The 16,620-nt window shown below is 69.5% G+C and carries 18 protein-coding genes; 9 read left to right on the top strand and 9 right to left on the bottom strand.

All coding sequences use genetic code 11. The annotated features are described in order from the left end of the window. The first annotated feature begins 75 nt into the window (after positions 1–75). Together ACRDSK_RS06945 and ACRDSK_RS06940 are read left to right on the top strand one after the other, a co-directional pair. Positions 76–642: a hypothetical protein gene (locus ACRDSK_RS06945; protein ID WP_431439112.1), complete on the top strand. Its 567-nt coding sequence runs from the start codon at positions 76–78 to the stop codon at positions 640–642. 96 nt (positions 643–738) lie between these two features. Further along, a complete protein-coding gene (locus ACRDSK_RS06940) occupies positions 739–1,737 on the top strand; it encodes a TerC family protein (protein ID WP_431439111.1) in 999 nt (332 codons plus the stop codon). A gap of 195 nt (positions 1,738–1,932) precedes the next feature. Here the strand turns inward: ACRDSK_RS06940 and ACRDSK_RS06935 are convergent, their stop codons facing one another. From ACRDSK_RS06935 to ACRDSK_RS06920, 4 genes are all read right to left on the bottom strand, one after another. Beyond that, complete coding sequence (locus tag ACRDSK_RS06935) at positions 1,933–2,127, bottom strand: hypothetical protein (RefSeq protein WP_431439110.1); 195 nt, start codon at positions 2,125–2,127, stop codon at positions 1,933–1,935. 58 nt (positions 2,128–2,185) lie between these two features. Beyond that, complete coding sequence (locus ACRDSK_RS06930) at positions 2,186–2,353, bottom strand: hypothetical protein (RefSeq protein WP_431439109.1); 168 nt, start codon at positions 2,351–2,353, stop codon at positions 2,186–2,188. 127 nt (positions 2,354–2,480) lie between these two features. Then, positions 2,481–3,230, bottom strand: coding sequence for a GntR family transcriptional regulator (locus ACRDSK_RS06925; protein ID WP_431439108.1), 750 nt, complete (start codon positions 3,228–3,230; stop codon positions 2,481–2,483). Between the two features lie 149 nt (positions 3,231–3,379). Beyond that, entirely contained in the window at positions 3,380–4,702 is a 1,323-nt protein-coding gene (locus ACRDSK_RS06920; RefSeq protein WP_431439107.1) for an MFS transporter, read from the bottom strand. Between the two features lie 105 nt (positions 4,703–4,807). On the opposite strand from ACRDSK_RS06920, the gene sucC reads away from it, so the two are divergent. The 5 genes from sucC (at position 4,808) to ACRDSK_RS06895 (ending at position 9,087) form a co-directional block, all read left to right on the top strand. Next, positions 4,808–5,983, top strand: coding sequence for an ADP-forming succinate--CoA ligase subunit beta (gene sucC / locus ACRDSK_RS06915; protein ID WP_431439106.1), 1,176 nt, complete (start codon positions 4,808–4,810; stop codon positions 5,981–5,983). 19 nt (positions 5,984–6,002) lie between these two features. After that, positions 6,003–6,923: a succinate--CoA ligase subunit alpha gene (gene sucD / locus ACRDSK_RS06910; protein ID WP_431439105.1), complete on the top strand. Its 921-nt coding sequence runs from the start codon at positions 6,003–6,005 to the stop codon at positions 6,921–6,923. A gap of 140 nt (positions 6,924–7,063) precedes the next feature. After that, the gene (locus tag ACRDSK_RS06905) at positions 7,064–8,044 is read left to right on the top strand and encodes a chitinase (protein WP_431439104.1); all 981 of its coding nucleotides are present in this window, start codon (positions 7,064–7,066) and stop codon (positions 8,042–8,044) included. Positions 8,045–8,081: 37 nt separating this feature from the next. Next, the gene (locus tag ACRDSK_RS06900) at positions 8,082–8,591 is read left to right on the top strand and encodes a PaaI family thioesterase (RefSeq protein ID WP_431439103.1); all 510 of its coding nucleotides are present in this window, start codon (positions 8,082–8,084) and stop codon (positions 8,589–8,591) included. 52 nt (positions 8,592–8,643) lie between these two features. Next, positions 8,644–9,087: a hypothetical protein gene (locus tag ACRDSK_RS06895; RefSeq protein ID WP_431439102.1), complete on the top strand. Its 444-nt coding sequence runs from the start codon at positions 8,644–8,646 to the stop codon at positions 9,085–9,087. Positions 9,088–9,115: 28 nt separating this feature from the next. On the opposite strand, the gene ACRDSK_RS06890 is transcribed toward ACRDSK_RS06895, so the two are convergent. Beyond that, positions 9,116–9,967: a LysR family transcriptional regulator gene (locus ACRDSK_RS06890; RefSeq protein ID WP_431439101.1), complete on the bottom strand. Its 852-nt coding sequence runs from the start codon at positions 9,965–9,967 to the stop codon at positions 9,116–9,118. Between the two features lie 122 nt (positions 9,968–10,089). On the opposite strand from ACRDSK_RS06890, the gene ACRDSK_RS06885 reads away from it, so the two are divergent. Together ACRDSK_RS06885 and ACRDSK_RS06880 are read left to right on the top strand one after the other, a co-directional pair. Further along, positions 10,090–10,761 (top strand): LppU/SCO3897 family protein, encoded by a 672-nt coding sequence (locus ACRDSK_RS06885; protein ID WP_431439100.1) that lies wholly within the window; start codon positions 10,090–10,092, stop codon positions 10,759–10,761. A 76-nt stretch (positions 10,762–10,837) separates the two neighbouring features. Continuing rightward, the gene (locus tag ACRDSK_RS06880) at positions 10,838–11,575 is read left to right on the top strand and encodes an SDR family NAD(P)-dependent oxidoreductase (protein ID WP_431439099.1); all 738 of its coding nucleotides are present in this window, start codon (positions 10,838–10,840) and stop codon (positions 11,573–11,575) included. 14 nt (positions 11,576–11,589) lie between these two features. On the opposite strand, the gene ACRDSK_RS06875 is transcribed toward ACRDSK_RS06880, so the two are convergent. The 4 genes from ACRDSK_RS06875 to ACRDSK_RS06860 are packed head-to-tail and all read right to left on the bottom strand — an operon-like array spanning position 11,590 to position 16,464. Beyond that, complete coding sequence (locus ACRDSK_RS06875; RefSeq protein ID WP_431439098.1) at positions 11,590–13,218, bottom strand: glycoside hydrolase family 13 protein; 1,629 nt, start codon at positions 13,216–13,218, stop codon at positions 11,590–11,592. Positions 13,219–13,222: 4 nt separating this feature from the next. Continuing rightward, on the bottom strand, positions 13,223–14,149 hold the full coding sequence (locus ACRDSK_RS06870; protein WP_431439097.1) for a carbohydrate ABC transporter permease: 927 nt from the start codon (positions 14,147–14,149) through the stop codon (positions 13,223–13,225). Positions 14,150–14,154: 5 nt separating this feature from the next. Next, positions 14,155–15,096, bottom strand: coding sequence for a carbohydrate ABC transporter permease (locus ACRDSK_RS06865; protein ID WP_431439096.1), 942 nt, complete (start codon positions 15,094–15,096; stop codon positions 14,155–14,157). Positions 15,097–15,099: 3 nt separating this feature from the next. Then, positions 15,100–16,464 carry an ABC transporter substrate-binding protein gene (locus tag ACRDSK_RS06860; protein WP_431439095.1) on the bottom strand — a complete coding sequence of 455 codons (1,365 nt, stop codon included), beginning with the start codon at positions 16,462–16,464 and terminating at the stop codon, positions 15,100–15,102. Positions 16,465–16,620: the final 156 nt, after the last annotated feature.

The following is a 16,620-nucleotide window of genomic DNA, read 5'->3' as shown; positions in this document are numbered from 1 at the left end:
GTGTTCTACCTCGGCATGCTGTTCTTCTGCATGATCAAGTTCGGCGTCGTGGATCTTGGTTAGGAGATGCTCGCGATGCGTCTTTCCCGTCTGATGCTGCTGACCCTGCCGGGGTTGGCCGTGGGATTCGTCGCCGGTGCCATCGCCGGTGGGTTGGCCGCGATCGTCGGCCAGCCCACCGGGTGGGCGCTGGTGTCCGCGCTGACCCTCGGCGTGCCGCTCGCCCTGGCCGGCGGCGGCTACACGATGCTGCTGATCAACGAGAAGGTGCGGCTCGGCGGGTTCGCGCCCGCGGCGCTGTACTGGCTGGTGGCCTTCCCGCTGTGCCGGATGCTGCACGAGGTCCTGACCGCGCTGTTCCTCACTGGGAGCCCGGCGCTGCCGCCGGACCCGCTGGGGTTCCTGCTCTACCAGGCCCTGGTGAGCGCCGGCTTCGCGATCGGGTTCCTGTGGCTGCACGAGCGGCTCGCGCCGCGCTGGTGGCAGCGGTTGGCCGAGCGTGACGAGGTGGCCGAGCGGGTGTTCATGCGCTACCTCGAGCACGCGCGGGCGGTGTTCGAGGCCAAGGAGCGGCGCAAGGCGGTGGTCGACAGCCATCGCGCGGCGCGCAAGGCAGCGTCGACCCGACCGACGACCCGCTAGGAACGAGACCAACGACCCGTTGAGAGCCCGTCGGTGCACCACGGATAATCAGTGGTGCATCGACGAGCCCGCAGGCGCGCGGGTGAAAGGTAGCCGATGAACGTCCCTCTCTGGTTGTGGCTGGTCACGGTGGTCGGCCTGACCGCCATCATCTGTGCCGACTTCTATCTCATCTCGCGCAACCCGCGTAACCCGTCGCTCAAGGAGTGCACGCTCTGGATCGCGTGCTACGTCACACTCGCGATCCTCTTCGGGCTCGGCGTGCTCGTCCTCTCGGGCAGCCAGTACGGCGGCGAGTTCTTCGCCGGCTGGATCACCGAGTACTCGCTGTCGGTGGACAACCTGTTCGTGTTCGTCGTCATCATGGCGAGCTTCGCGGTGCCGCGGGAGTACCGGCAGAAGGTGCTCTCGATCGGCATCGTGATCGCGCTGCTCATGCGCGGTGCCTTCATCCTCGTCGGCTACCAGGCGATCAGCCGGTTCGACTGGCTGTTCTACGTGTTCGGGGCGTTCCTCGTGTACACGGCCTGGAAACTCGTGGCCCAGCGCGACGACGACGAGGAGGAGTTCAAGGAGAACGCGATGCTCCGGTTGGCCAAGCGTTTCCTGCCGGCCACCGAGAAGTACGCCGGAGCGGCGATCACGACCAGGGTGGACGGCCGGCGGATGGTGACGCCGATGCTGATCGTCATGGTCGCGATCGGCACCACCGACCTGCTGTTCGCGCTCGACTCCATCCCGGCGATCTTCGGGCTCACGAAGGAGCCCTACCTGGTGTTCACCGCCAACGCGTTCGCGCTGATGGGACTTCGCCAGCTGTTCTTCCTGATCGGCGGGCTGCTGGACCGGCTGGTCTACCTGTCCATCGGGCTCGCCGCGGTCCTCGGGTTCATCGGGGTCAAGCTCGTGCTCGAGGCGCTGCACCACGACGGCGTGGCGTGGGCGCCGGAGATCCCGATCCTGGTGTCGCTGGCGGTCATCATCGGCACGCTCGCGCTCACCACGGTCGCCAGCCTCATCAAGGTTCGGCACGACCGGAACAAGGAGTTCGACCAGGTCGCCGAAGAGCGGCCCGTCGCCGCCGAGTTGGACTGACACGGAAGGGCCGGGCTAGTCCGCCTCCCCGGAATTCAAAGTGTTGGTTGCGTTCCAGCGAACGGTGCGGACCGGCGGTTGTTGGTGGTTGAGTGCCGTCACGGTCCCCTGAGGTCTCGTTGGCGACGCAGCGCGGCAAAGTCGAAGGGCCGGGCCATTCCTGGCCCGGCCCTTCGGTCCTGCGGTCTGACTCGGTCAGACCGAGGTCTTCACCGGCTGGTCGTCGGTGTGGTCGGTGTTGCGGCGCAGGTAGTCCTCCACCTCGTGGGTGGCCTGTGCGCGCTGCTTCTCCATGGCGGTGGCCAGACCGAGGCCGAGGCTTCGACCGTCGGCGCTCCAGCCGCGAGGAGAGCTGGTGAGGGCCTTGATGAGCTCTCGCCAGTTACGCATTGCTAGTCACCTCCTGTGTGGGCATTCCAGCGTTCTGGTTACCCGGAGTGGGATAGGGCTAGACCGAGGTGGTCGTCACACGCTCGGTAGCGGTGTTGCGGCGCAGGTAGTCCTCGACGCCGCGAGTCGCCTCCTGGCGTTGCTTCTCCATCGCGAGGGCCAGGCCGAGGCCGAGGGTGCGGCCGTCGGCGTTGAAGCCGCGGGGGAGCCGGAAGAGCTTGCGCATGGTTGCGTTCACCTCCTTCGTGCGGGTTCGTGCGGGCAGCACTGTCAGCCCCTTCCGTCGCTACGGCGCGACGGGCAGGGTCGGTCGAACGAGGCGAGGGCGTCGCCTCAGTGGTGGGTGGTGCCGCTCAGCCTCGTGTCGAGGACCGGCGGCGGCGCCTTGTCGGCAGCTCGATCAGCTGCTGGTCGTCCGCTACCTCTGTAACGCGTTGCTCGGAGTAGGACTTCCGCGTCCGCTCGGTGTGCTCGCGCATGATGCGGGCGGCGTTGTCCGCGTCACGGTTCTCGATCGCGTCGATCAGCGCGTGGTGCTCCTGCCACGACTGCTTCCCGCGCTGGCGGGCGATCGGGGTGTAGTACCAGCGGACCCTGCGGTCCACCTGGGTGGCGAAGTCCAGCAGCACCTTGTTGCCGGAGAGCTCGGTGACGCAGCGGTGCACGGCCGCGTTCATCGCGACCGCCTCGTCGATGTCGTCGCCGGCCAGGGCTTCCTCGCCCTGCCGGTTGAGGTCGCGCAGGCGGGCGATCCCGTCGGCGTCCGCGTGCAGGGCGGCCAACCGTGCGGCCTCGCTCTCCAGGAGCGTGCGGACCGCGAGCAGCTGGTCGGCCTCGTCCTGGGTGGGGGCGTGGACGAACGCGCCGTAACCGGGGCGCAGGTCCACCCAGCCCTCGTTGTTGAGCCACTGCAACGCCTCGCGCACCGGCTGGCGGGAGACGCCGAGCATCTGGGCCAGCTCGCTCTCGACCAGGTGTTGACCGGGAGCGAGTCGCCTGGAGATGATGAGCTCCTGCATCGCCTGGTAGACGTGCTCCCGCAGGGGGACCGGCCGATCGATCCGGCGAGCCGCCAGTTCTTTCGGCAACTCGGTCGGCTGCATGGTGGACTCCAAGGCGTTCTGGGCACGGACTGTGCTTCGTTGTCTACAGCATACAACGCAGGCGATGTCCGTTTATGCCCCTCGTGAGCACGTTCACAGCGCGTGACCGGCGTGATCAACACCACTGACGGCTCGGAGTCCCTTGCGTGTCAGCCACCCGCGACCTGCTGCGGCGGCAGCCCCGGCAGGAAGCGGCCCGGCTGGCGCAGCTTCAGGCACAGCGCACCCGAGGCGACCGCCAGGACACTGGCCAGCAGGAACACCGCCGGGAAGCCCCACCCGGGGACCGCCACGGCCGCGACGCCGACGCCGAGCACGCCGCCGAACGCCTTCGCCGAGTAGACCGCCGCGTGGGTCTGGCGCGCACCCGCGCTCTGGTCGCCGAAGTACTCGCGCACCAGGCTCGCGAACAGCGGGTAGAACGCGCCGCCGCCGATGCCCGCCAGCAGCGACGCCAGCAGCAGGATGGCCACCGAGCCGGTCGTCGCGGCGGTCGCCAGGCACAGCTGGCCGATGCCGAGCACGGCGAGCACCCAGCCCAGCGTCCGCGTCCGGCCGAGCCGCTCGGACACCCGGATCGCCAGCGCCCGGCCGGCCCCGTTGGTGCCCAGCAGCAGGCCGGTGCCGGCGGCGACGACCACGAGGGTCACGTCGACCTCGGCGCCCAGCGTGGCCAGGAACGTGATGTCGAACAGCGAGACCGCGCTGGCGCAGAAGAGGATCAGGTACATCAGCGGCGCCACGCCGGTCCGCATCGCCTCGCGCGGGGAGTACTGCTTCACCGCGCTCACCCGGCGGCCGTCGAGCGCCCACTCGCGCGGGTCGACGTCCGGGGGCCACCAGTTCGCCGGCGGGTCACGCAACACGACGCCGGCCGCCAGCACCGCCAGGAAGATCAAGGCCGCGCTCACGAGGAGGAAGGGCACCAGCGGTCCACCGTCCACAGTGAACAGGAAGGCGACCGCGAACGGCACCGAGCCGTACGCGAACGCGCCGGTCACCACGCTCACCTTCGCCGCCGTGCGCTCCGGGTACCACTTGGCCACGGTCGACGAGCAGGTCGCGTAGACCAGGCCGGCGCCCGTGCCGCTCAGCACCGAGTAGCCGAGGAGCGCCACGAGGAACGAACCCTGCGCGAGCGCCAACGGGCCGAGCAGGAGCAGCACCGCCCCGGCGACCATCGCGCTGCGCGGTCCGATCCGGCCGCGCTCGCGTAGGAACGCCACCGGGAAGCCGGCTCCTGCCTGGAACACCGTCCACAGCGCCAACAGCCAGAACACGTCCACCGGCACCCAGCCGCGCTCGGTCAGCGCCGGGACCAGCGAGCCGAACCCGTACTGCAGGATGCCGATCGCCGCCATGGCCGCCCAGGACAGCCACAGCATCCACTCCCTGCGCCGGCCGAGCAGCTCCTCGGCGGTCGGGCCGACGACGTATCGGCGGCCGAGAAAGTCGAGCGTTGAGGTGCCCATCACTGCCTCCGGGGTCGGTGTTCCCTGGACATGTGGTTCCATACTGCATACAGTCTACAGCAAGATATGGCCCTCGTCACAGCCCAGAATCGGAGGATCGCCCGCGTGGACTTGTACGAGTACCAGGCAAAGGACCTCTTCGCGCGGCACGGCGTGCCCGTCGGCCCAGGTCAGCGGATCGCGGACGACGCCGACGCCGCGGCCGCGGCGGCCGCCGAGTTCGGCGTGCCGGTCGTGGTCAAGGCGCAGGTGAAGACCGGTGGTCGTGGCAAGGCCGGCGGTGTGAAGTTGGCTGATGACCCCGCCGACGCGCGTACCAAGGCTGAGGCCATTCTCGGGTTGGACATCAAGGGGCACATCGTGCGTCGGGTGTTGGTGACGCCGGCGTCGGACATCGCCGAGGAGTACTACTTCTCCTTCCTGCTGGACCGCGCGAACCGCACGTTTTTGGCGATGGCTTCGGCCGAGGGCGGTATGGACATCGAGCAGTTGGCCGTGGAGCGTCCGGACGCGTTGGCCAGGGTGGCGGTGGATGCGTTGGCTGGGGTGGATCTGGTCAAGGCCAGGGAGATCGTGGCTGCCGCGAGGTTCCCGGAGGCCGTCGCCGAGAAGGCGGCCGAGGTTGTGGTGAAGCTGTGGGAGACCTTCGTCTCCGAGGATGCCACGTTGGTCGAGGTGAACCCGCTGGTTCGTGATCCGCGGGATGCGATCGTGGCGTTGGACGGCAAGGTCACGCTGGACGAGAACGCCTCGTTTCGTCACCCGGGGCATGCGGAGTTGGTGGACATCGCCGCGGAGGATCCGTTGGAGGCGGCGGCGAAGGCGAAGGATCTGAACTACGTCAAGTTGGACGGTCAGGTCGGGATCATCGGTAACGGTGCCGGTCTGGTGATGTCCACTTTGGATGTTGTGGCGTATGCGGGTGAGGAGTTCGGTGGGATGAGGCCGGCGAACTTCCTGGATATCGGTGGTGGCGCGTCGGCTGAGGTGATGGCGAACGGGTTGGAGATCATCCTGTCCGACCCGGACGTGCGCAGTGTGTTCGTCAACGTCTTCGGTGGCATCACCGCCTGTGACGCGGTCGCCAACGGCATCGTCCAGGCCTTCCAGCTCCTGGACAGCCGCGGCGACACGGTGAGCAAGCCGATCGTGGTTCGCCTGGACGGGAACAACGCCGCCGAGGGCAGGGGGATCCTGACCGACGCCGGCCTGCCTGGACTGTCCCAGGTGGACACCATGGACGCGGCCGCGCGCCGCGCCGTCGAGCTAGCCGTCACATAGTCGGCGCATAGGAGGAGTCGTGGCCATCTTTCTCGACGAGAACAGCAGGATCATCGTCCAGGGCATGACCGGTGCCGAAGGTCGCAAGCACACAGCGCGCATGCTCGCCGCGGGCTCGACGGTGGTCGGCGGCGTGACGCCCGGCAAGGGCGGCCAGGTCGCGACGATCGGCGAGGCCGAGCTGCCCGTGTTCGACAGCGTGGCGGTGGCGATGTCGGAGACCGGTGCGGACGTCACGGTGGTGTTCGTGCCGCCGAGGTTCGCGAAGTCGGCGGTGATCGAGGCGATCGATGCCGGTATTCCGTTGGCGGTGGTGATCACCGAGGGCATCCCGGTGCATGACACGGCGGGTTTTTGGGCGCACGCGTGCGCGACGGGCACAGTGTCGTCGGGGACACCCCGCACCCCGAGGACCCGCATCGTCGGCCCGAACTGTCCCGGGGTGATCAGCCCGGGTAAGTCGAACGCGGGCATCATTCCCGCGGACATCACCGAGGCCGGTTCGATCGGGTTGGTGTCGAAGTCGGGGACGTTGACCTACCAGCTGATGTACGAGCTGCGTGACATCGGGTTCTCCTCGGCGGTGGGTATCGGTGGGGACCCGGTGATCGGCACGACGCACATCGACGCGCTGGCCGCGTTCGAGGCCGATCCGCAGACCGAGGTCATCGTGATGATCGGTGAGATCGGCGGTGACGCCGAGGAGCGTGCGGCCGCCTATATCAAGGAGCACGTGCGCAAGCCGGTGGTCGGCTACGTCGCCGGGTTCACCGCTCCGGAGGGCAAGACGATGGGCCACGCGGGCGCCATCGTGTCCGGCTCCTCGGGCACCGCGCAGGCCAAGAAAGAGGCCCTCGAAGCAGCCGGCGTCCGCGTCGGCAAAACCCCCTCGGAGACCGCCGAGCTCGCCCGGCAGAGCCTGGTGCAGACCGTGTCTTGAGCAGCGAAGCTGGTCTAGACCCTTGACCACGCACCGTGGTCTAGACCACACTGAGCGCCGGCATCCTCCCTGCGATGCCGGCGCTCAGTGCCTGTATGGCGTAGGTCGGGGCCCACGCTCAATGACGAGGGAGTACGCACATGCGCAAACGTTCCATTTTCGCTGTCCTCACGGTGGCGGCCGCCTCGGCCGCGCTGCTGCTGCCCGGCGGCGCCTCGTTCGCCGAGGAGCGCGCGGCCGAACCACGCGCGGTGTCGCCGGCGGCGCCCTACCTGTTCCTCGGCTGGGGCAACCCGCCGTCGCCCTCGACGGTGATGAACGCGACCGGCATCCGGTCCTTCACCATGGCTTTCGTCCTCTCCGGCGGCGGCTGCACGCCGGCGTGGGACTCGAACAGGCCACTCAAGGGCGGCGTCGACGAGCAGGCGATCAACGAGATCCGCGCGGCCGGCGGTGACATCGTGCCGTCGTTCGGCGGCTGGAGCGGCAACAAGCTAGGCCCGAACTGCCCGGACGCCCAGTCGCTCGCCGGCGCGTACCAGCAGGTGATCGACGCCTACGGGCTCTCCGCGATCGACATCGACATCGAGAACTCCGACGAGTTCGAGAACGACACGGTCCGCAACCGGATCCTCGACGCGCTGAAGATCGTCAAGCAGAACAACCCGGGCGTCAAGACGATCGTCACGTTCGGCACCACCACGACCGGCCCGAACTTCTTCGGCAACCAGCTGATCGACCGTGCGGCGGCCATCCAGGCCGGCATCGACGTGTTCACGATCATGCCGTTCGACTTCGGCAGCGGGAACATCGGTCAGGACACGGTGAACGCGTCCGAGGGGCTGAAGAACAAGCTGAAGTCGGCGTTCGGCTGGTCCGACGCCGAGGCGTACGGGCACATGGGCATCTCGGGCATGAACGGCCTGTCCGACCAGCAGGAGATGACCTCGCTGGACACCTGGGCGCAGATCCGGGACTACGCGCGGAACAACGGCCTCGCACGGCTGGCCTTCTGGGCGGTGAACCGCGACCGCGGCTGCCCGGGCGGCGGCGTGGTGTCCAACTGCAGCGGCATCGACCAGCCGGACTGGGAGTTCACCCGGATCACGGCCGGCTTCTGAGTCTGGTTTCAGAACTCAGACTGTTAGGGTGAGCTCCATGAACGCATCATGGGGCGAGCCGCGCAGCAAGACCGTCACCTGGTACGACCCGATGGTCGGCGCGCGAGCGGGCGCGGAGATGTCCGGACTGGACTATCTCCGCGCCATGCTGCGTGAGGAGCTGCCGCCGGCCCCGATCGGCGGGCTGATGTCCTTCCAGCCGGAGTCGGTCGAGGCGGGCGACGTGGTGTTCAGCTGCGAGCCGGACGAGTCGGTCTACAACCCGATCGGCGTCGTGCACGGCGGCTTGGTGTGCACGCTGCTGGACTCGGTCGCCGGCTGCGCGGTGCACACCACGCTGCCGGCGGGGGTCGGCTACACGTCCGCGGAGATCAAGGTGTCCTACGTGCGCCCGGTGCACCGGGACTCCGGCAAGCTGCTCGCGCACGGCTGGGTGGTGCGGCCCGGCCGGCGGCTGGCCTTCGCTGAGGCGGACGTGCGCTCGGCGGACGGCAAGGTCGTCGCGACCGCGTCGAGCACGCTGCTCATCCTGTCGACCGGGACTTGAGCGTTCCTCGACCGCGCGCGCCGATCCTGGGTAGACGACCCGAGGAGGCGCGATGACGTTCAGCGAGGTGGGAACCGTCGGGGTGGTCGGCCTGGGGGACACCGGGCTGCCGCTGGCTGTGGCGCTGGCCGACTCCGGCGTGCTCACGACGGGCCTCGACACGGACCGCGCCAGGGTCGCCGCGCTGCGGGCCGGCGAGTCGCACGTGGCGCAGGTGTCGCCCGACGCGCTGGTCGCGACGGCCGACTGGTTCGAGCCGACGACCGACCCCGGCCTGCTCGCGGGCCTGGACTCCTACGTGCTCTGCGTGCCGGGCCGCCAGGTCGAGCTCGTGGTGGACGCTCTCGGCCCGCTGCTGCGCCGCGGCGCGGTGGTCGAAGTGCGCTCACCGGTGCCGACCGGTTACGTCGCGGCTCGGCTCGCGGCGTCGAGCGGCCTGCGCCCGGGCGTGGACTTCCACGTCACGACGCCCGCTTCGGCCGCCCTGGCCGCCTAGTCCCTACCGGACGGGTGAGGTCGAGGCGCTACGCGCCGATCTCCGCCGGCCGGGCCTGGGCGGCGACCTCCGCGGCGGTGCGGACGAACGCGGCCAGCGGGCGGGAGCGGCTCTCCTCCGACCAGGCGAGGAGCAGCGTCGTGAGGTTGCCGTCGATGACCGGGACGACGGCGAGGTCGCGGCGCAGGGTCAGCGTCACCGACTCGGGGAGCACGGCGATCGCCTGGCCCAGCGCAATCATCTGGGCGACCTGGCCGGTGTCGCGGACCACTTGACCGCTCGCCGGGCATTCCTCGGACCAGCGCGGGAAGTTCTCGCCGGCGAGGTCGGCCATCCGCACGGAGGTCCGGCCGGCCAGCGGATGGTCGCGGCGCAGGACGACGACCTCGCGCTCGGTGAGCAGCTCCTCGGTGGCGAAGCCCGTCGGGTCGTCGTGGGGGATGCGCAGCATGGCGAGGTCGGCGTGGCCGTCGCGAAGCAGGCCCTCCTGCTCGCCGATGCCGCAGATCATCACCTCGACCTCCATGGCGTCCGGGTGCTCGGCGTAGCGGGCCAGGACCCGTTCGAGCAGGCCGGCGTCCCCGCCGGGCTTCATGACCACGACGAGCCGCGGGTCGGCGCGCCCGGCGCGGCGGGCCCGCAGCTCGGCCGACCGCAGCGCGGTGAGCGCCTTGCGGCCCTCCGACAGCAGCACCTCGCCGGCGGCGGTGAGCACGATTCGCCGGTTGGCACGGTCGAGCAGCGTGACGCCGAGCCGGCGCTCGAGCCGCTGGATCGCCCGGGACAGCGGCGGCTGCGCGATGCCGAGCCGCTCGGCCGCGCGGCCGAAGTGGAGTTCCTCGGCGACCGCGACGAAGTAGGCCAGCTCGCGGGATTCCATACCGCCAGGGTATCGGCCGGCGAACCCATCGGGCTCGGCGATTTTCGCGCCGCTGCCGGCACCCGGCCCCGCGTGACCAGCCTTTGCAACCACGCTGCAATCCGGTCGCTCATCCTGCCCCGGTGACGACACCACCGGGCTCGCAGCCGTGGCCACCACCGTCCTGGCAACAACCGCCGGTCCCGCCGCCCTGGCACCCGCCGCCGAGGCGCAACATCGGGCGGGCGGTGGCGATCGTCGTGATCACGCTGCTGGTGCTCGCCGGCGCCGGGATCGGGATCTACCTGTTGACCAAGGACCGTGGGTCCGCGCCGGCCGCCGCGGACGAGAGCACCACCAGCACCGCGCCCGAGACGGCCGAGACGACCGGGTCGACCGAGCCGGCCGCGGCACCGGAGCCGGGCGTCTGTGTGGAGGACAGATCCCGGTCGGCGAACGACGCGGAGATCCGGTCCGTGCCCTGCGACGCGCCGGAGGCGGTCTACAAGGTGGCCACGACCTTGCCGGAGGTCGACGCCGACTGCCCGGGCTCCGACTACACCCTGTACTACGAGGAAGGCGCGGGCGGCTTCACGATGTGCCTGATGCTCAACGCCAAGGAGGGCGACTGCTTCATCAACCTCGACGACATCAACGCCAACGTGACCCGCGGGGACTGCGCCCAGGGTGAGTTCAAGGTGATCAAGGTGGTCGAGGGTGAGGCGAGCGAGTCGGCCTGCCCGGTCGAGGACACCGTCGTCCCGCAGGTCTACCCGGAGCCGCCGCCCAGCACGGTCTGCCTCGAGGCGTTGTGACCGCGATACCGCCAAGGTATCGGTGGCCACCCAAACGGTCTTGGCTCTTCTCGCCGGTCGCTGGTGTCGTTGGGGCATGGCAGATGGAACGAAGGTCGCGTTGGTGACCGGGGCTAACAAGGGAATCGGGTATGCGATCGCGCGTGGGCTGGCGGCGCGCGGGGTCGAGGTTCTGCTGGGCGCGCGGGACGCCGCCCGGCGGTCGGCGGCCGTGGACCGGCTGGCGGCCGAGGGCGTCGCCGTGCACGGGGTGGGGCTGGACGTCACCGACCCGTCGACGATCGCCGAGGTGGCGGCCTTCGTCGGCGATCGGCACGGCCGGCTGGACATCCTGGTGAACAACGCCGGCATCACCGGTGACGAGACGCAGACGGCCGGCGCGGGCGGGCTCGCGGAGGTGCGGCGGGTCTTCGACGTCAACGTGTTCGGGGTGATGGCCGTGACGGAGGCGATGCTGCCGCTGTTGCTGCGGTCGGCCGGGGCGCGGATCGTGAACGTGTCGAGCAGCGTGGGATCGCTTTCGGACATGACCGCGCCGGACGGCGGGTACCTGGCTGAGATGCCGGCGATGCTGGGCTATCCGGTGTCGAAGACCGCGCTGGGCGCGGTGACCGCGCAGTACGCGAAGCACGTGCGCAAGGACGGCATCCTGGTGAACGCCGTGTGCCCGGGCTACACGGCCACGGACCTGAACGGCTTCGCGGGCGACCGAACTCCCGAACAGGGCGCCGCCATCGCGATCGAGATGGCCCTGTTGCCCGAAGACGGCCCGACAGCAGGCTTCTTCGACGACGCCGGCCGGGTCGCCTGGTAGCCGTCGGCGGGCGATCAGATCCTCAGCCAGACCGTCGTGTCCGGCGGCAGGGTCTGCTCGACCGGCCGGCTCGCCAGCAGAACCTCCCGGTGCGCGGGCAGCTCGACCGGCGCCGCGGAGAGGTTCACCACGCAGGCGAACGTCTCCGAGCGGGTGAACGCGAGCACCCCGGCGGACTGACCGGACAGCCAGCCGAGTGTGCCGTCACCCAGCGCGGGATCGTCGGCGCGCAGCCGCAGCGCACGTCGGTACAGCTCGAGCATCGAGTCGGGGTCGTCGGTCTGGGCCGCCACCGTGACCGACGACCACGACGGCGGCTGTGGCAGCCACGGCGCGGTGCCCGCGGCGTTGAACCCGAACGGCGGCGCGTCCCCCGACCACGGCAGCGGCACCCGGCAGCCGTCCCGACCGATGTCCGCGCCGGCGGTCCGCTCGAACACCGGGTCCTGCCGCAGCGAGTCCGGCAGATCCTCCACTTCGGACAGACCGAGCTCCTCGCCCTGGTAGATGTAGACGGCGCCGGGCAGCGCCAGGGTGAGCAGCGCCGCCGCACGGGCGCGCCGCAGGCCGAGCTCGCGGTCGGTCGGCGCCAGATGCTGGCGGTCGGCGAAGGAGAACGACGTGTCCGCGCGGCCGTAGCGGGTCACGTGCCGGGTGACGTCGTGGTTGGACAGCACCCAGGTCGCCGGCGCGTCGACCGGCGCGTGCGCGGCCAGCGTGGCGTCCACGACCGCGCGCAGCCGCGACGCGTCCCACGGGCAGGACAGGAAGTCGAAGTTGAACGCCGAGTGCAGCTCGTCCGGGCGCAGGTACATCGCGAACCGCTCGGGGTCGGGCAACCACATCTCGCCGACGAACACCCGCTGATCCGGGTAGCCGTCCGCGATCCGCCGCCAGGTCCGGTAGATCTCGTGCACGCCGTCGAGGTCGGAGTAGGGCAGCGGGCCGTCCCCGGCGTCGGGCAGGTCGTCGGCCTTCACCAGCCCGTCGGCGACGTCGATGCGGAACCCGTCGACGCCGCGGTTGAACCAGAACCGCAGGATGTCCTCGAACTCCTCGGCCACCTCGGGGTTGGTCCAGTTCAGATCCGGCTGCCGGGACGAGTACAGGTGCAGGAACCACTCTCCGGGCGAGCCGTCCGGCTCGGTGACCCGTGTCCAGGCCGGACCGCCGAAGCGGGACTGCCAGTTGTTCGGTGGCAGCTCGCCGCCGTCGCCCCGACCGCGGCGGAACCAGAACCGTTCCCGCTCGGGTGAACCCGGGCCGGCGGCGAGCGCGGCGGCGAACCACGGATGCGAGTCCGAGCAGTGGTTCGGGACGATGTCGATGATGATCTTGATGCCGAGCGTGTGCGCCTCCTCGATCAGCTTCTCCGCCTCGGCGAGCGACCCGAACACCGGCTCGATGTCGCGGTAGTCGGCCACGTCGTAGCCGCCGTCGTCCATCGGGGACGGATACCAGGGGTTGAACCAGATCGCGTCGATGCCCAGGTCGGCCAGGTAGGGCAGCCGCGAGCGCACGCCGGCGAGGTCGCCGGTGCCGTCGCCGTCGCCGTCCGCGAAGCTGCGGACGTACACCTGGTAGATCGCCGCGCCGCGCCACCAGCTCTGCCGAGTCGTCGAGTCGGTCGTCGAGTCGGTCACCGAATCACCCCTTGAGACTGCCGGCGGTCAGGCCGGCGAGGATCTGACGTTGGAAGATCAGGAAGGCCACCACCATCGGGACGCTCGCGAGCACGAGCCCGGCGAGCATCAGGTTGATCGGGGTGTCCGGCTCGAACCGCTGCAGCGCCACGGAAAGCGTCTGGACGCCGGGGTCCTGCAGGACCAGCAGCGGCCAGATGAAGTCCTTCCAGGCGGCCACGATCGCGAAGATCGACACCACCGCGAGGATCGGCCGGGACAGCGGCAGCACGATCCGCACGAGCGTCGTGACACTGCCCGCGCCGTCGATGCGTGCGGCGTCCAGCAGCTCGGTGGGGATCTGGTCGAAGAACCGCTTCAGCAGGTAGAGGTTGAACGCGTTCGCCGCGGCCGGCAGCCAGATCGCGGCGGGCTCGTTGATCAGGTTGACCCCGACGAGCGGCACGTCGGTGATCGTCAGGTACGTGGGCACGAGCAGCGCGGAGGCCGGCAGCATGAGCGTGGCCAACATCAGTCCGAGGACCCAGTTGCCGAGCACCGGCCGCAGCTTCGACAACGCGTAGGCGGCCGGCACGATGACCGCGAGCTGCAGCAGCCAGGCGCCCGCGGCCACGACGACCGTGTTGGTGAAGTAACCGGCGAGGTCCATGAAGGTCCACGCCTCGACGTAGGAGTCCACGTTGAACCGCTCGGGCAGGATCGTCGGCGGGGTGCGGGCGAGCTCGGGCGCGGTCTTCATGGCGCCGAGCAGCATCCACACCAGCGGCACCACGAACGCGAGCGTGAACAGGGCGAACACTCCCGCGAACACCAGCCAGTAGCCGAGCTTGCCGTGCGGCCGCTCGAGAGTCCACGGCGAAAGCAGCGTCCTTTCCGCCTCCCCGCGCTTCTTACGATTGGTCGCGTTCTCGTGAACCGTCGCCTCGGGCACGTGGGTCAGCCCCCGCTCTTGGTGAGCTTCAGGTAGAGCGCCGAGAAGCCGCCGAGGAAGACGAACAGCAGCAGGCTCATCGCGCTGGCCGTGCCGAAGTCGTTGTAGGTGAACGCGTAGCGGTACAGCAGCAGGAGCACGGTGACCGTCGAGTCCTCCGGCCCGCCGCCGGTCATCACGTACGGCTCGGTGAACACCTGCATGGTGGCGACGATCTGCATCAGCAGCATGACGAGTAGGACGAATCGGGTCTGCGGGATCGTCACGTGCCGCAGCCGCTGCCAGAGGTTCGCGCCGTCCAGCTCGGCCGCCTCGTACAGCTCGCCGGGGATCGTCGCCAGCGCGGCCAGGTAGATCAGCGTGGCCGAGCCCATGGCCGCCCAGGTGGCGACGAGCACCAGCGACAGCATCGAGGTGTCGGTGGAGTCGAGCCAGGCGAGGTCAGGCAGGCCGACCGCCCGCAGCATGCTGTTGAACAGGCCCGGACCCGGGTCGTAGAACCACTTCCAGAGGATCGCGACGACCACCGGCGGCAGCATGACCGGCAGGTAGACGACCATCCGGAAGTACGCCTTGGCGTGCCGCAGCTCGTTGAGCACGATCGCCACGGCGAACGGGATCGCGAAGCCGACGACCAGCGCGAGCCCGGTGAACAGCAACGTGTTGCGCCAGGCCACGCCGAACAGCGGGTCCGCGAACAGGGTGGCGAAGTTCTGCCAGCCGACCCATTCCGGGGCGGTGACGAAGTTGACCTGCTGGAAGCTCAGCAGGATGCCGCGGATGATCGGGTACCAGGAGAACAGTGCGAAACACACCAGTGCCGCGCAGAGGAACCCGTACGCGGTGAGGTTGTCGGCGATCCGGCGGCGGAGCCGGCCGGTGGCCGGCCCGGTGCGTGCGTCGTCCACTTCGGACGGCGCACGCACGCGGATCGTGGTGGTCGACATTCGCTACTCGACCTGTGCGAGGGCCGAGTTGACCTTGTCCTCGGCGTCGGCGAGCAGCTTGTCGATGTCGGCGTCCCGGTCCGTCAGCACGCCCTGCATCACGTTGTCCAGCGCGGCGTAGACCTGCTGGGCGTTGGGTGGCTCGATCTTCTGGTCGAGGTCGGCCAGACCGTCCACGAAGGACTGGTAGTTCTCGACCGGGACTGTCGCGTACTTCTCCTTCAGCGACTCCTGCTGGTCGCGCACCGCGCCGGTCCAGATGTCGGCCGCGGGAGAGGCGGGCAGGCCGATCGGCTGGTCGTTGTCGGCGTAGCGCTCGAGGTTCGAGTCCATCCGGTCCGGGTTGAGGTACTTCCACTGGATCCACCGCAGGCCGGCCTCGATCTTCTCGGGCGTGGCGCGCGGGTTGACCATGTAGCCCTCGCCGCCGATCAGCGTGCCGTTGCCTTCCGGCAGCGGGGCGAGGCCGTAGTCGGCGTAGTCGCCCTTGAACTGGTTGACCAGCACGGGGATGTTGTCCGGCGCGGCGAGGTACATGCCCAGCTGGCCGGCGCCCATCATCCGCTGCACGTCCTCGATCACCAGCAGCTGCTTCTGCCCCATGGTGTTGTCCGCCCAGCGCATCGCGTGCAGCGCCTCGGCGATCGCGCGGCCCTTGTCGTTGTTGAAGTCGGCGACCCAGGAGTCGCCGTCCTTCTTCGCGATGTCCCCGCCCATCGAGTACATCCAGGTGGTGAAGTGCCAGCCGCCCTGGTTGTTCTTGCTGTACTCGGCGAAGCCGACGGTGTTCTTGCCGAGCGCGGTGATCTTCCTGGCGGCCTCGCGCACCTCTTCCCAGGTGGTCGGTGGCTGGTCGGGGTCGAGGCCGGCCTTGGTGAACAGCTCGCGGTTGTAGAGCAGGCCCATCGAGTAGTTGGCGGTCGGCAGGCCGTAGACGCGGCCGTCGTCGCCGGTGAAGATCTCCTTGAGCTGCGGCTGGAGGTCCTCGACGAACGGGACGTCCTCGAGGTGGTCGGTGAGGTCCGCGGCCTGCCGGCGGGCGATGAGGTTCGCGGGGTCGGTCAGGTAGACGTAGAAGACGTCCTCGAGCTGGCCGCCGGCGAGCTTGGAGGCGAACGTCTTCGGGTCCATGAAGCCCTCGCGGGGCTGGATGTCGATGTCGGGGTGGGCCTTCTCGAAGGCGGCGACGTCCTCGTCGAAGATCTTGCGTTCGAAGGGCTGGGTCTTCGGGGGCTGGCCGTTGACCGTGATGGCCACCTTGCCGCCCTCCCCGCCCGCGTCGTCGGAGTCGCCGCAGGCCGTGACGGCCAGGCCGAGGCCGGCCGCCAGCACCAGGGCCAGGGTTCTGCGCTGGATGGGTGTGCTCATCGTCGATTAACCCTTGCGTGGGGGACCGGATGAAAATCTGTGACCCACACCATAAGACTTTCGACGATCAGCAGCAATACGCCGACAGAGTTCTGAAAAATGACGACTCCGGACTGGCATGGAGCTGCGGCCGGGTTGTCAACGGGCGTTTCGGAC

It is taken from the genome of Actinophytocola sp., from assembly GCF_050699915.1.
Classification (GTDB): Bacteria; Actinomycetota; Actinomycetes; order Mycobacteriales; family Pseudonocardiaceae; genus Actinophytocola.
This window is presented reverse-complemented; position numbering and strand designations above follow the sequence as displayed.

Bases quoted from the DNA above. Each gene is read 5' to 3' on its own strand.
- ACRDSK_RS06925 (WP_431439108.1), bottom strand. From the start codon at position 3,230: ATGCAGCCGACCGAGTTGCCGAAAGAACTGGCGGCTCGCCGGATCGAT.
- ACRDSK_RS06865 (WP_431439096.1), bottom strand. From the start codon at position 15,096: ATGTCGACCACCACGATCCGCGTGCGTGCGCCGTCCGAAGTGGACGAC.
- ACRDSK_RS06890 (WP_431439101.1), bottom strand. From the start codon at position 9,967: ATGGAATCCCGCGAGCTGGCCTACTTCGTCGCGGTCGCCGAGGAACTC.
- ACRDSK_RS06895 (WP_431439102.1), top strand. From the start codon at position 8,644: ATGACGTTCAGCGAGGTGGGAACCGTCGGGGTGGTCGGCCTGGGGGAC.
- ACRDSK_RS06880 (WP_431439099.1), top strand. From the start codon at position 10,838: ATGGCAGATGGAACGAAGGTCGCGTTGGTGACCGGGGCTAACAAGGGA.
- ACRDSK_RS06930 (WP_431439109.1), bottom strand. From the start codon at position 2,353: ATGCGCAAGCTCTTCCGGCTCCCCCGCGGCTTCAACGCCGACGGCCGC.
- ACRDSK_RS06920 (WP_431439107.1), bottom strand. From the start codon at position 4,702: ATGGGCACCTCAACGCTCGACTTTCTCGGCCGCCGATACGTCGTCGGC.
- ACRDSK_RS06900 (WP_431439103.1), top strand. From the start codon at position 8,082: ATGAACGCATCATGGGGCGAGCCGCGCAGCAAGACCGTCACCTGGTAC.
- ACRDSK_RS06860 (WP_431439095.1), bottom strand. From the start codon at position 16,464: ATGAGCACACCCATCCAGCGCAGAACCCTGGCCCTGGTGCTGGCGGCC.
- ACRDSK_RS06940 (WP_431439111.1), top strand. From the start codon at position 739: ATGAACGTCCCTCTCTGGTTGTGGCTGGTCACGGTGGTCGGCCTGACC.
- ACRDSK_RS06935 (WP_431439110.1), bottom strand. From the start codon at position 2,127: ATGCGTAACTGGCGAGAGCTCATCAAGGCCCTCACCAGCTCTCCTCGC.
- ACRDSK_RS06945 (WP_431439112.1), top strand. From the start codon at position 76: ATGCGTCTTTCCCGTCTGATGCTGCTGACCCTGCCGGGGTTGGCCGTG.
- ACRDSK_RS06905 (WP_431439104.1), top strand. From the start codon at position 7,064: ATGCGCAAACGTTCCATTTTCGCTGTCCTCACGGTGGCGGCCGCCTCG.